Source organism: Aliisedimentitalea scapharcae (assembly GCF_045277565.1).
GTDB classification, from domain to species: domain Bacteria; phylum Pseudomonadota; class Alphaproteobacteria; order Rhodobacterales; family Rhodobacteraceae; genus Aliisedimentitalea; species Aliisedimentitalea scapharcae.
The window spans coordinates 179,828-193,272 of record NZ_CP123585.1 but is presented as its reverse complement, the minus strand read 5'-3'; the positions used below and the strand labels follow the sequence as shown (position 1 = coordinate 193,272).

Sequence of the window (13,445 nt, the reverse complement as noted above, 5' to 3'; positions counted from 1 at the left end):
CACTGGGGCGATCCGTGAGAAAAACACCGCATCGTGCCCCGCTCCGCTGGCCCTGCATCTCTGCGACAGGCCCGGATCAATCGCAGATTGCGCAAGCTTCCCTGTCATGCCGCGCGACCCGACACAAGCCAGCCAAAGACGCTCAATTCTTGGGCAGAACTATCTACGATTCCCAGATTGTGCCGCAGAGCTATCCCGGTGTCGCGCAGGGCCCATGCCACCTCAGGCTCCGCCAGAACGCCAGCGATTCTGTTGAGCCGCCCGCCGCCAGGGACCATATCGCTGTGAGATCCGATAGTCAGCGTGCCAACCTGTGGATCGCTCCCATAGCGCCACTCGATCAGATTGCCCGTGGCATCAACGATGGGTGTCAATTCCGCCGCGCAGAATTGGTCTTTCAGATAGGCACGCCCCTTGAGAAATATCTCGCCAAAGGCCCGGCGCTTTGTGTTTGTTCACACGCGTACTCTGCAGGCCCGCCGAGAAGAGATGAACTCACCGTGTCTCGGCACTGCCAGCACGTCGGCGCCGTCAAACACTTGTTGGACGCGCAAAAAGTTTGCTGCCCGTAGATAGAGCAGGTCGATGCCTGCATGTGCGCCCATCGCTGCCGCAGCCAGCACATGAAACGGCTTTCTGTCCAGACAACCGGTGCCGGTGAAACGTACACAGGCAGTGCCCCCGACACATGCGCAAAATGGTCCGCGCGATGATGGTCATGAACTGGCTAAACTGACCGTGCTGGAGAACCAATCCAAACCAAAGACTGTATGGCAGAAGCTATTGCACATCCATTCCGACTCAGTTAAATGCTGGCCTCACACTACTTTAGGCGAGTTGGCGGAGTGGTGACGCAGCGGATTGCAAATCCGTGTACACCGGTTCGATTCCGGTACTCGCCTCCAAGTCACAAGCCATTGATATGGCTCACATAACTGAGCGCGACATGTTAACGCGCGGGATGTCCACGGATTTTCAGGGGACACCTATGCGTATCGACGCGGCAATTGCATCATACAAAATCGACCATCTGGACTCTGTGTATGTAGCGGCGCACTAGCTTCTGGACTTTTTGTGACTAGCTTCTGGACGAAAAATTTTCACAGGACCAAATCCTGACGGCTGCTATCAACCCAAAGCGGACAGGGATGATCTACACATCGGGACGAGCCCGGACCTTAGCTGCATGTACGAGCCAACGAGAGAGCTATATTGGGAGCCGACATTCGGTAACTCCCCAAACTCAAGTTGCTTTACTTGTGAGGTGTGATTTCACTATCTTTCAAGTCATGCTGCAGGGAGCCGGTTTATTTGGTGCTCAGGTCAGGAATTTGAGAAGTGGATAGGGCTGTGTTTGCAGGAAAAAATTGGCAGCCTGAATCGATTGAACGTGTTACCCGAGTACTTGATACAAGTACAAAACCCATTTCTGCTGTCACAGATGATGGAATGGCGATAGTCAAATACATCGGCAACCCGCAAGGTCCAGAGGCTTTAATCTGCGAACTGGTTGGCACTGAGTTGGCAAGTTGTATTGGGTTACAGACGCCGGACTTTGCAGTCGCCGACATCCCAGCCTTAGAACTTCCGGGACACCCACTCCTACAAGTTGCATCTGGACCGGCTTTTTTTTCTCGTTGGGAAGAAGCCGTTTCGTTGTCGCCCAAATCTGGACTGCTGCAAAAACTCCGGTGTCCGGAAGACCTTGCCAAACTCGTTGTTTTGGACACTTGGATACGGAACAAGGATCGCTTCTCAGAGGTAGGGGTTGAGGGGTATGGTGTCGTAAATTTCGACAACGTCCTCTTGCGAAGGGACAAAAGAAAGGTGGAACTTCTTGTCATCGACCACACTCACGCCTTTATTGAGACTACACTAGACGATGAGCTCGACCAGGCATGGATCGACGAACAGGAGGTTTATGGCCTGTTTCAGCAAATTGAGCCCTTCTTGACACGGAAGTCGATCGACGACGCCCTAGCGGCAGTCAACAAGATTGACCTAGAAGCGATCGAAGGGCATTGCCAAGTTGTTCGGGGTGTCGTTTTCGATTAGGCAGCGAGGATGAAAATACCATCCGATATGCCACGCCTGAAAGGCTTCCGTTTTCCGCGCGAGATTATCGCATACGCGGTTTGGGCGTATCATCGATTTGCGCTGAGTACGTCGGATGTCGAAGACCTGTTGGCAGAGCGTGGCGTCATTGTCAGCCGCGAAACGATCCGGCTCTGGGTGAACCGGTTTGGAGGCCACTTTGCGGATTGTGTCAGACGAGACCGCCCGGCAGCGGCCGACAAATGGCACCTTGATGAAGTTGTCGTGCAGATCGGAGGCGTGAAATACTGGCTCTGGCGGGCGGTTGACGCGAACGGCGACGTTTTGGACATTCTCGTCCAACCGCGGCGAAACGCCAAAGCGGCAAGGCGTTTCATGAAGCGGCTGATGGCCCGTTTCGGCGATCCGCGCGTTGTGATCACGGACAAGTTGCCCAGTTATATCAAGCCGATCTGTGACCTAACCCCAAACGCGGACCACAGGGCACACAAGGGCTTGAACAATCGCATCGAAGGGTTGCACCGGCCGACCCGTAAACGCGAGAAGCTTATGGGTCGGTTCAAGTCCCCGCGCCAGGCTCAAAGGTTCCTCGCCGCCCACGACCAAATCAATATCGTTTTCCGCCCCCGCCGCTACCGAATGCCAACCAACATCTACCGCCAGACCAGATCGGACGCTTTTGACCTGGGGCACGGATACGCCCTTGAGATGACCGCCTAACGACCCGGCTGCCGGCTAACCGCGCCCAGCATCAGACAACTTGGCAATGCCCTGTATAATCATCGGCAACCGTTATCGCGCCGTCGATGGCTGTTCTCGTATTTGGATCAACCAGCGTCCCCATGCGGCCAGCCATTGAATTTCCTTCAACGTCTTTTTCACACCACATCTCAATATTTCGGGCGACGTCATGGGCCGTAAATTTGTCCCCATTGGTCCATGTCACACCGTGTCGCACATACAGCGTGTACCCGGTGGCATCGTCATTGACCTCCCACCCTTCCAGCAACATGCCACGAAAGGTTCCGTCATTGTTGTATTCAACCAGGTTTTCCATGGTGCTGCGCGTCAACGCACCAATTTGAGCGAAATCATAGGTGCGGGGATCCTTCAGACCACGAACATTCATTTGAATGCGCAATGTCCCGCCTTGTTTTGGAGCCGCGGCCTGCGCCGGTGTGGTCAGACCCAGCAAACCGTAGGCAGCAGAGGCCGTGACGCCCAGAGCGGTTGCCCGTGCAAGGAATTCACGTCGGTCCAATTTGCCAGCTTTGCACTCGTCTGCATGCATCTTGGCTGCAGGGTGCAAGATTGGTGTTCGCGCGTTTGATTGCATATTGTCCTCCCAGACAATTCTAGCTTGAAGTAACTTTTCAATGGGTGTCAGAGCGGCGAGCCTTCCCGCATTTTGGTTTGCTCGTTCGGGGTCGGCGTATGGTTGAAGACATATGCGTTGATGCATGCCTCTTCCCCGCCGAGTTCCGCAATGCGACGTTCCTGATCTGCAAAGCACTTTGCATTTACGGCTTCGGGGTCGCAGATATCGCGCAGGCGCCTCTGACCCTCTGTCAATGCGGCACGGATCGCCGGATCATTCACACCTTCGATTGCAAGATTGTGAAGTTCATCTGGATCTACAGACAGATTAAAAAGCTGGGGGTCATGGTCGACATAGTAGACATATTTCCAATTCTGCCAGCGCACCATGAACGTCCCGGTCGTCGAGCCACCATCGTGGTATTCGCTCAGGATCGTTCGATCCAGGTCATCCGCGGCGTTGGCAACTTCGCGCAATGACAGACCAGGCAATGCGCGGCTCTGTGCATCATGCGCAACTCCCGTGACGTCCACGGCTGTCGCAGCCAGATCAACCAGCGATGTTCCGGTTTTGACACATCGACCTGCCGGAATTCCCGGCCCCGCCGCAATCATCGGAATACCCGCTGATTGCTCGTACATGACTTGTTTTGTCCAGAACCCCTGATCGCCCATCATGTCGCCATGATCGGACACATAGATTATGACAGTATTTTCGGCCTGACCGCTGTCTTGCAGCGCCTGTAGAACACGCCCAACGCAGTTGTCCATGAAACTGGTTAGGCCATAATAGGCGGCCTTGGCTTCGCGCATCTTTTGCGCGTCAAAGTAACGATCATAGTCGAAAAACTCTGCAATGTTGCGCAACTCGCTGTGGTCAGGTCGGGCGCGGGTTCCATACCCGATGGGCAGATCCATTTCGGCCGGATCATACATATCAAAGTATTCTTTTGGGCAGGTCAGTGGATAATGTGGGCTGACAAGCGAAACGAATGCTGCCCACGGTTTTTCCTTGCGCGCGTCTGCATTTAACCACTCTTCGGCGGTCTGGGTGATTTCAAGGTCGTAATCCGTATACGTGCTTGATCCAACGCCGACATCCTCGGCCAACTCGGCAGCGGAGTCATACTGCGGCCTGTTTTTGCGCAACAGGCCGATGGCCCAGCCAACCCCGCCAACAACGTGCATTGGCAGCAGTTCATCGGTAAAGCCGTTGTCATCTGCGTTCGAGCGAAAATGCAGCTTTCCAATGGATGTTACATCCACGCCCTGATCAGTCAGATGGTGCATCCAACTGCGGATCTTGCCTTCATAAGGTGTCGCACTGTCCCAATAGCCGGTTTTATGTACGTATTCGCCACAGGCAATGCTGGCACGGGTAGGAACACACATGGGTGACGGGGTGTAGGCATTCGAAAACAGTGTCCCGCGCGCAGCCAACGCATCCAGGTTCGGCGTCTTGACCAATTGGTGGCCGGCGCAACCCATAGCATCCTTGCGATGCTCATCTGAAATGATGATCAACAAGTTGGCGGGTTCATCTACTCTGCTGCTCATGGGCAGGTCCCAGCATTCCGGCCACACCAGACTACCGCGGTCATGCGTAGATTTCGGTCGCTAATTTTTTCCATGCCTTTTGCCCTCAAACGTGTCGGTCCACCCTTGATTTAAAGATTGCGGGATTGATCACCATCAAATAAAAAATAGGCCAATCCATAAAAAAGTTTATATCATGAAAACTCCAATGACTTGGCTTCATGGCTTTGAAGCCACTGCACGGCTGGGCAGCATGACGTTGGCCGCAACTGAGATCGGCGTGACACAAGCCACGTTAAGCCAGCAGATCAAAGCACTGGAGGCCAGACTTGGACGGCAACTGTTTGTCAGAGAACCGCGTGGCGTTTCATTGACGGCCTCAGGGACACGGCTTTATTCGGATATCGCGCCCAGCCTTGACCAGATTGGCTCTGTTCTTTCGCGCTATCATTCACCCCAAACCAAGCGGCTCCGGATCTTATGTAATACGAGCCTAGCAACAGGATGGCTGACTTCCAAATTGCCCGAGTTTCACCGTCAACATCCAGAGGTCGTGTTGGAATTGCGCACGGCCTTGTGGCGGCCTGACCGATATGGATATGAGGCGGATATCGAGATATTTCTTGGTGCTGCCTCTCCCCCAGCCCGAACCAAGCTTTTGGCCCACTGTCCGATTGTCGCAGTGGCAGCACCTTCTCAGGCTGCTGTTCAACCTGCATCCGACAAAGAGCTGCCCATTATCAGAATCTCAGGCTTGGAAAATCTATTCATGTCCTGGTCCGCAGACCAAAAGGCGAACAATATTCGTGCTATTGATCATGCCGAAACAGACAGCGTCCACAGCGCGATTTCGCTGGCCGAAGCAGGGTTGGGCTGGACGTTATGCCCTTCATTTCTCGTTCGAGAAGCGGTGAAGGAAGGGCGATTGGTGGAACATACGCTTGCAGGACCACAGTATGACAGAGCCTATTGGCTACAAATCAACGATGCGCCCTCAGCAGCAGCACATTCGTTTAGTTCCTGGGTGCGTAATGAAGCTCACAAGAGCTCGAAATAAGGAGCAGATAAATTGGATAGCCCAAGGGCCCTACCCTGCATGACGCCAGACATTGCCACGGCAGAGCGCCTTTGCAAACCTTGCGCGAAACGCTATTCTTCGCTGTAGAGAAAAGGATCAGAACGCACGACCCGTTGGACAGTGCCAAACCGGTCTCCGCGTTCCACATTGAGAACTCCGCCCTGCAGACGGTGTTGGACTTTGGTCCTTGCGATTTAAGCCCCAGTGACCCAAGAAGCCCCGACAGCCTGGTCACATCTGGTTTCCCGCTCCGTGCGTCAGCTGGCTTGCTGGATGGAATTTTCCGCACGCGGGTCGTGGCCGTCGCATTCTCGTTAGATTGCGCTAGAGAATTTGGCGAATTGCGCCATAACAGGTCTTGAGAAAACTGAACTTTCCACCGGGCATTCCCGCGTGGCGCAAAGGCGGACCCCATGATGGATGACAAAGCTTCAGCGCTGACAGTACGCCAGATGCAAATCTTTTTGTCGGCTATGGAAAAACGCAGCTTTGTCGTCGCTGCCCAGGATCTGGGCCTGACGCCACCGGCCGTGTCGATGCAGATGAGCCGGCTGAGCGAGACGCTGGGAGCGCCGCTGTTCGAAAAGGACGGCCGTTCAATTCAAGCAACAACAGCCGCGCTCGCTCTGGTGCCCTATGCGGAACGGGTATTGGACACCCTGCACGAAGCGGTCGAAGTCGTCGGATCCCATCAAAAGAAAAAGAACCGCCTGGTCCGGATCGCCATGGTATCGACATCGCGCAACTTTGGTCCGCATCTGATCCAGGCGTTCAAGCAAAAGCACCCGGATGCCAAGCTCGAAATCGCAATTGCGAATCGACAGGGTGTTCTTGAAAAGCTTGAATCCGGTCAGGCGGATCTAGCCCTGATGGGGCGGACCCCGCGCCGGTTCGAAGTGGACGCCTTTGCGTTCTCTAAACACCCCTATGTGCTGATCAGCCACCCTGACCATCCGCTGTCCAAATTCCGCAAGATCCGCAAATCTGACCTGGTGCCGCACCGCTTTATCGTCCGGGAACCTGGATCGGGAACCCGCGTGGTCCACGACAGCTATTTTCAAAAATCCGGGCTTGAACCTCCGCGGGCACAAGAAATGGATAGCAACGCCAACATCAAACAGGCCGTGATGGCCAACATGGGACTCGCATTTATTTCAGCACATACGATTGATCTGGAGGTTCAGGCTGGCCGAGTGGCCATCCTGGATGCAGAAGGTATGCCAGAATTGCGCGAGTGGTTTGTTCTGCACCTGCGCGGCAAACCCTTGGGTCCAGCCGCGCTCACATTCAAGAATTTTGTCATCGCTGAAGGCAACAGCTTCATGCGGAAATTCTTTGCGACCTTGCCCTTTCCGATCTGACAAGGGTGCATACGCCGCCCCTCTTATCACCAAACACAAGGTGTTTGATCAGTTCGCAAAGTCAGTAAAGACCCAGGTTGATCGCGGCCGGGCCGCAATGGCTGGAGCTCGCTTGGCCGTGATATCCTGTTTGAGCAATGCGGCCACTTCCGTCAGATCCACATTCGAGGGAAACACCCGATTGAAGCCTACCTGAGCCAGCTGACGTTCCGCCTCACTGAAACGGCGCTCGGACGTGACCAAATCGCCACCAATATACAGCGTGATATCGACCAGACCGCGCTGGATGCACCGCTGTCGAAAAGCAGCACAGAAAGCATCCGCACGCGCATCGCGACAGGACACCAGAATGGCTTGGGACCCGGTTGCCAATGCCGCATCTATGAATACATCCGCATTCTCGGTTGGACCAATGTTCACAACCGTTATGCCTTCTTGGGCCAGTTGGCGGACAATCACTTCGTTTCTTCCGGTCCTTCGGCGCCCCCCGACTGCCCCCAAAACCACTGTGTATTCGTTGAACATGTCTCGCATCGGACCGTTTCCTGTTCATATTCGCGTTGGCCATACAGGTAGCGGACCCAGATTTTTCGTCAAAACTATTTAGCTATTTTTTCTTATCAGTAACTTTTATTTATCTTTATTGAAGCGTCACTTGCTACTCTATTTGGCACCCGACGGTCATCCACAGCTTCCAGTCGCTGCCTTGGAGCCCGCTTGCAGAGCAAAACCACATTGCCCCTGTTGAATTTGAATTATGCGGTGTGTCGAAATGCGCGTTTTGATGTGATTGAACCTGTTGGCCTGTTGATCTATTGGGATTGTGCGTTGTTTTTTTTGTGCGGATGGAGGGGTGACCTCAGGGTTCCGCATACGGTTGGCGGCTGTACGGCATGATGTCGTACGGCGCGTTCCTTCTCAGATCTCATGGCCCTGGACGGGCAGAAAAGGTAAGAGACCCATGGCAGAGACTTTCAAGTCCGACATATTGTATACCATCGTAGACGAAGCGCCCGAGCTGGCTTCGGCGTCGTTTTTGCCGATCATCCGCGCCTTTGCGTCGGCGGCCGGAGTGAGCGTCGGCACCCGTGATATTTCCCTGGCCGGGCGCATCATCGCGGCCTTTCCCGAGGCCCTGCGCCCCGAGCAGCGTCAGAATGACGACCTGGCCGAGCTGGGCGAACTGGTCAAGACGGCAGAAGCCAATGTGATCAAGCTGCCCAATATTTCGGCGTCGGTGCCTCAGCTGGTGGCCGCCATCGAAGAGCTGCAGGCCCAGGGGTATGACATCCCGGCCTATCCCGAAGAGCCCCGCACAGACGCCGAACGGGCGACCCGCGCACGCTATGACGCGCTCAAAGGGTCGGCCGTGAACCCGGTCCTGCGCGAAGGCAACAGCGACCGGCGCGCCGCCCGCGCGGTCAAGAATTACGCCCAGGCCAACCCGCATTCGATGGGCACCTGGTCCGCAGACAGCAAGACCAAAGTCAGCTCGATGCCGGGTAGCGATTTTTATGCAAACGAAAAATCCGCCACCATCACCGCCGCGCAGGCCGGTGACGCCCGGATCGAATTCGTCGATGCCGACGGTGCCATCACCGTGCTGAAGGACGGCTGGACGCTGGAGGCGGGCACTGTTGCCGATGCCACCTTTATGTCGGCGCGTGCGCTGGCGTCCTTTTTGGCCGAGGCCATTGAAGACACCAAAGCGGATGGTACCATGTTCTCGTTGCACATGAAGGCAACGATGATGAAGGTCAGCGACCCGATCATCTTTGGCCATGCCGTACGCGCCTGGCTGGCACCGGTGTTCGACCAGTATGGCGACGAGATGGCCGCCCTGGGCGTGAACCCGAATTCGGGTCTGGGCGATCTACTGGAGCGGGTCAGCGGCAGCGAAGAACACGGGGCCGACATCATGGCGGCCATCGCCGCCGTGACCGCGGACCGGCCAGCCATGTATATGGTCGACAGCGACAAGGGTATCACCAACCTGCATGTGCCCTCGGATGTGATCATTGACGCCTCGATGCCCGCGGTGATCCGCGCAGGTGGCAAGGGATGGGACGCAAATGGCACCAAGGGCGATACCAATTGCGTGATCCCCGACCGATGCTATGCCACGGTTTATGACGAAACGATTAACTTCTTCAAAGCCAATGGCGCTCTGGATGTGACCACGGCGGGATCGGTGGCCAACGTCGGTCTGATGGCGCAGAAGGCCGAGGAATACGGATCGCACCCCACCACGTTTGAGGCCGCAGCCGATGGCACCATCCGCATCGTTCTGGCCAATGGCGACACCCTGCATTCCCACGCTGTGGAGGCGGGTGACATCTGGCGCGCCTGCACCGCGAAACAGGCCCCGATCGAAAACTGGATCCAGCTGGCGCTGGACCGTCAGCGCCTGACCGGGAGCCAGGCCATCTTTTGGCTGGACGCAAACCGCGCCCATGACGCCGAGCTGATCAAATATGTGGACCCCGCCCTGCAGGCAGCTGGTGTGGCCGACAAATTCCAGATCATGGCACCGCGCGACGCAACCCGGGCATCGCTGGAAACCATCACTGCCGGGCAGGACAGCATTGCCATCACCGGCAACGTGCTGCGGGACTATCTGACTGATCTGTTCCCGATCCTGGAACTGGGCACCAGCGCCAAGATGCTGTCCATCGTCAAGCTGATGAATGGCGGCGGGCTGTTTGAAACCGGCGCGGGGGGCTCGGCCCCCAAACACGTGCAGCAGCTGGTGGAACAGAACCACCTGCGTTGGGACAGCATGGGCGAATTCTGTGCGCTGGGGGAATCGCTGAACTTTCTCGCCGACAGCCGCGGCAATGCCAAGGCAGGCGTGCTGGGGGCCGCCGCCGAAGTGGCGACCCAGGGCATTCTGGACAACAACCGCTCGCCCTCGCGCAAGGTCGGTGAACCCGACAATCGCGACAGCCACTATTGGTTCGCCCGCTACTGGGCCGAAGCGCTGACCGCCCAGAGCGACGACGCCGCGCTGGCCGCCCATTTCGCCCCCATCGCACAGGCCCTGGCAACCGGCGAAAAGACCATCCTCGCCGAACTCGCAACAGCCCAGGGACCAGCCGCCGACATCGGCGGATACTACAAACCCTCAACCATGCTCAAAGACAAGATCATGAGACCAAGCAAAACACTGAATGACATCATCAACGCCTGACAAAACAGGATGATCCAGAATCAAAGCAAGCCCCCGAAGAAAAATCTCCGGGGGCTTCTTCGTGATCCACCGTCAGCTCAGGCGCCCACGTTGCAGCATTGGTGTCACGCCAAACGCTGACCGATACACCCGTGCAAAATGGCCGGGGCTATCAAAGCCGCAGGCCAGAGCCACTTCGGTCACTGAAGATTCCGTTTGCAACAACAGATGGCGGGCCCGTTCCAGCCGCATGTCCATAAAGTACTTCTTGGGCGATGCATTGAGGTACTTTCCAAACAAACGTTCAAGCTGACGGGTCGAAATCCCGATCTGCTGCGCGATCAGCGACGGGGAAATGGGGGTTTCGAGATGCTCCTGCATGATCTGGATCGCTTTGGACAGGTGGGCATTGCGCATGCCGTTGCGTGATTGCAGCGATACGCGCTGTTCGGCGGTTGCATTGCGCACGGCATTATAGACCATCTGATCTGCCACGGCGACCGACAGGTCAAACCCATGATCCTCTTCAATCAGGTGCAGCATCAAATCGGCTGTGGCGGTGCCACCCGAAGCAGTCAGATGTTTTTCGTCCGAGACGAACACATTGCGCACCAGGTTCACTTCGGGGAATTCTTCCATGAAGCTATCGTGATAATCCCAGTGGATCGCGGCTTGCATGCCATTCAGAAAGCCGGCTTTGGCCAGGATGTGTGCTGCGGAACACAGACCCCCGATCGCAGTGCCCCGAACCCGTTCACGTCTAAGCATGTTTAGCAGGGCGGCGGTGGCGCGGGTTTGCATGTTGATCCCGGACAGGACAAACAATCTGTCGCTTTTGGGTATTTCGAGAAACCCGTGATGGACCAAAGACACGGTGCCATTTGACGCTGTAGCTGTTTCACCATTTTCAGACGCATAGGACCAGCTGTAAAGATCTTGTCCGCTCACAAGGTTGGCGATGCGCAGCGGATCCACAGCGCAGGAGAACGCCATATGAGTGAAGTCTTCGACCAGAACAAAAGTGAAATGTTGCGGGGTGTGTGGCATAGGCCGTGTCCCTGAGAAATAGGCGGCACGCCAAACGATGCGCGCAGCCAATGGTGTCATGTCCAGATTGGGCCCCTGTGCGACCCGACGCAAGCACCGTATTGGCACTGGGTTGTCTTGCATTCGGATACATCACATTTTTTCTGTGTACACAATATGTATTTCCGTCTATCACTGCGCTTCAAATAGGATCAGAAACAGATTCCCGGACCCAGCCTGGTCCCTGCATCGACAGGAGCGCGTGATGAAAGACACATCAAAGACCCGCAAGACAGAGCTGTATGAGCATCTCAAGACCGAGATCATGACATTGGGTTTGCGGCCAGGTGCGGATCTGGACGAATCAAAGCTGTCGGAGGAATTCTCCCTGTCCCGGACCCCGCTGCGTGAGGTCCTGAGACAGCTGGCAGGAGAAGGGTATGTGGACCTGCGAGAAAACCGGGGCGCGCGAGTCAGCGAGATGTCCCACATGACCTTGCGGGATTTTTTTCTTGCAGCACCGATGATCTACGGAGCGGTGTTGCAACTGGCGGCTCAGAACGCGCGCCCCGAACAGATCCAGGATCTGCAAGAGGCACAGAATGCCTTTAAACAGGCACTGCACACTGGATCCGGCACACAACGCGCCATGGCCAACAACCGGTTTCACGAGGTGACCGGAGAAATGGCGGACAACATCTATCTACTGCCTTCTTTTCAGCGTTTGTTGATCGACCACGCCCGCATTTCCATGACCTTTTATCGGCCACAGGATGCTGGAATGGCTGCAAGCGTATCGGAGGCCAGCCAGCAGCACGACGCCATCATAGCTGCCATCGCGGCCCAAGACGAAGCCGCTGCCGCGCAGTTGGCGATTGACCATTGGAACCTGTCCCGCGACCGGATCGAGCTGTTTGTCATGCCTTCGGGCCTGGACGTTCAGCTGGGTTCCCTGTCGCGCAAAACACCAGCATGAGGATCAGATGACCCCTATTTTTAAATTCGAAGGGATCTATACCCCGGTCGTGACGCCGTTTCACGCCGATGGCAGCGTCAATTGGGACGCGTTGTCGGATGTGATCGAAAATCTGATCGACAAAGGGGTGCACGGGTTGATTTCCGGCGGATCCACCGGCGAGAACTATGCACAGACCGTGGATGAACGGCTGGACATAGCCCGGTTTACCAAGGAACAGGCCAAAAGGCGGGTTCCTTTGATTGTGGGTACTGGGGCGATGATGACCCCGGATTCCATTTCGCTGGCCACGGGTGCGCGCGACATGGGAGCCGATGCCATCCTGGTAGCGACACCGCCATATTCGGTCCCAACCGAACGAGAGAACGCGCTGAATACGCTGGCAATCGACAAGGCCGCGAACCTGCCGGTGATGCTGTATAACTATCCTGGGCGGATGGGTGTGCATATGGGAGAGGAATTCCTGGATCGGGTTGGGCGATCGCGCAATATCTGCGCGATCAAGGAAAGCTCGGGCGATATCAACCGGGTACATCTTTTGGCCCGGGATTATCCGCATATCCAGATGTCCTGCGGTATGGACGACCAGGCGCTAGAGTTCTTCGCTTGGGGAGCGCGCAGCTGGGTTTGTGGCGGCTCGAATTTTCTGCCGGAGGAGCATCTGGCGCTGTACAACGCCTGCGCGGTCGAAGGGAATTTCGACAAGGGTCGCCGGATCATGTCGGCAATGATGCCTTTGATGCGGGTGTTGGAACAGGGTGGGAAATTCATCCAATGCATCAAACATGGGGTGACCATGAACGGCATCGACACCGGCCCGATGCGCCCGCCGCTCAAAGGGTTGAACAAGGATGACAAACGCGCCCTGGAACAGGTGATCCGCGTTTTGAAATCCACCATTGCAGACATTCAGGCACAAGGGTGAGC

Annotated in this window: 11 protein-coding genes, 1 tRNA gene and 1 pseudogene; 8 read left to right on the top strand and 5 right to left on the bottom strand. The window is 56.1% G+C overall.

From position 1 onward, the window contains the following. Positions 1-104 precede the first annotated feature (104 nt). Positions 105-374 (bottom strand): hypothetical protein, encoded by a 270-nt coding sequence (locus QEZ52_RS21550; protein ID WP_406651217.1) that lies wholly within the window; start codon positions 372-374, stop codon positions 105-107. A 457-nt stretch (positions 375-831) separates the two neighbouring features. On the opposite strand from QEZ52_RS21550, the gene QEZ52_RS21545 reads away from it, so the two are divergent. The 3 genes from QEZ52_RS21545 (at position 832) to QEZ52_RS21535 (ending at position 2,775) form a co-directional block, all read left to right on the top strand. Beyond that, positions 832-905 (top strand) — tRNA-Cys (locus QEZ52_RS21545). 445 nt (positions 906-1,350) lie between these two features. Next, a complete protein-coding gene (locus QEZ52_RS21540; RefSeq protein ID WP_406651215.1) occupies positions 1,351-2,055 on the top strand; it encodes a HipA family kinase in 705 nt (234 codons plus the stop codon). Positions 2,056-2,064: 9 nt separating this feature from the next. Further along, positions 2,065-2,775 (top strand): IS6 family transposase, encoded by a 711-nt coding sequence (locus QEZ52_RS21535; RefSeq protein WP_343211851.1) that lies wholly within the window; start codon positions 2,065-2,067, stop codon positions 2,773-2,775. A gap of 52 nt (positions 2,776-2,827) precedes the next feature. Here the strand turns inward: QEZ52_RS21535 and QEZ52_RS21530 are convergent. Together QEZ52_RS21530 and QEZ52_RS21525 are read right to left on the bottom strand one after the other, a co-directional pair. Then, positions 2,828-3,391 (bottom strand): annotated as a pseudogene (locus QEZ52_RS21530) (ABC transporter substrate-binding protein); the annotation flags it as partial. Positions 3,392-3,438: 47 nt separating this feature from the next. After that, positions 3,439-4,929 carry a sulfatase-like hydrolase/transferase gene (locus QEZ52_RS21525; RefSeq protein ID WP_343211850.1) on the bottom strand — a complete coding sequence of 497 codons (1,491 nt, stop codon included), beginning with the start codon at positions 4,927-4,929 and terminating at the stop codon, positions 3,439-3,441. 187 nt (positions 4,930-5,116) lie between these two features. Here QEZ52_RS21525 and QEZ52_RS21520 point away from each other — a divergent pair, with 187 nt between their 5' ends. Further along, positions 5,117-5,965, top strand: a complete 849-nt coding sequence (locus QEZ52_RS21520; RefSeq protein ID WP_343211849.1) for a LysR family transcriptional regulator — start codon at positions 5,117-5,119, stop codon at positions 5,963-5,965. 434 nt (positions 5,966-6,399) lie between these two features. Beyond that, on the top strand, positions 6,400-7,347 hold the full coding sequence (locus tag QEZ52_RS21515) for a LysR family transcriptional regulator (protein ID WP_343211848.1): 948 nt from the start codon (positions 6,400-6,402) through the stop codon (positions 7,345-7,347). A gap of 48 nt (positions 7,348-7,395) precedes the next feature. On the opposite strand, the gene glmS is transcribed toward QEZ52_RS21515, so the two are convergent. Next, positions 7,396-7,881, bottom strand: a complete 486-nt coding sequence (gene glmS, locus QEZ52_RS21510; protein ID WP_406651212.1) for a methylaspartate mutase subunit S — start codon at positions 7,879-7,881, stop codon at positions 7,396-7,398. Positions 7,882-8,308: 427 nt separating this feature from the next. Here glmS and QEZ52_RS21505 point away from each other — a divergent pair, with 427 nt between their 5' ends. Continuing rightward, a complete protein-coding gene (locus QEZ52_RS21505; RefSeq protein ID WP_343211840.1) occupies positions 8,309-10,537 on the top strand; it encodes an NADP-dependent isocitrate dehydrogenase in 2,229 nt (742 codons plus the stop codon). Positions 10,538-10,609: 72 nt separating this feature from the next. On the opposite strand, the gene QEZ52_RS21500 is transcribed toward QEZ52_RS21505, so the two are convergent. Further along, entirely contained in the window at positions 10,610-11,563 is a 954-nt protein-coding gene (locus tag QEZ52_RS21500; RefSeq protein WP_343212028.1) for a GlxA family transcriptional regulator, read from the bottom strand. Positions 11,564-11,807: 244 nt separating this feature from the next. Here QEZ52_RS21500 and QEZ52_RS21495 point away from each other — a divergent pair, with 244 nt between their 5' ends. Then, complete coding sequence (locus QEZ52_RS21495; protein ID WP_343211846.1) at positions 11,808-12,518, top strand: GntR family transcriptional regulator; 711 nt, start codon at positions 11,808-11,810, stop codon at positions 12,516-12,518. 7 nt (positions 12,519-12,525) lie between these two features. Then, positions 12,526-13,443, top strand: coding sequence for a dihydrodipicolinate synthase family protein (locus QEZ52_RS21490; protein WP_343211845.1), 918 nt, complete (start codon positions 12,526-12,528; stop codon positions 13,441-13,443). Positions 13,444-13,445: the final 2 nt, after the last annotated feature.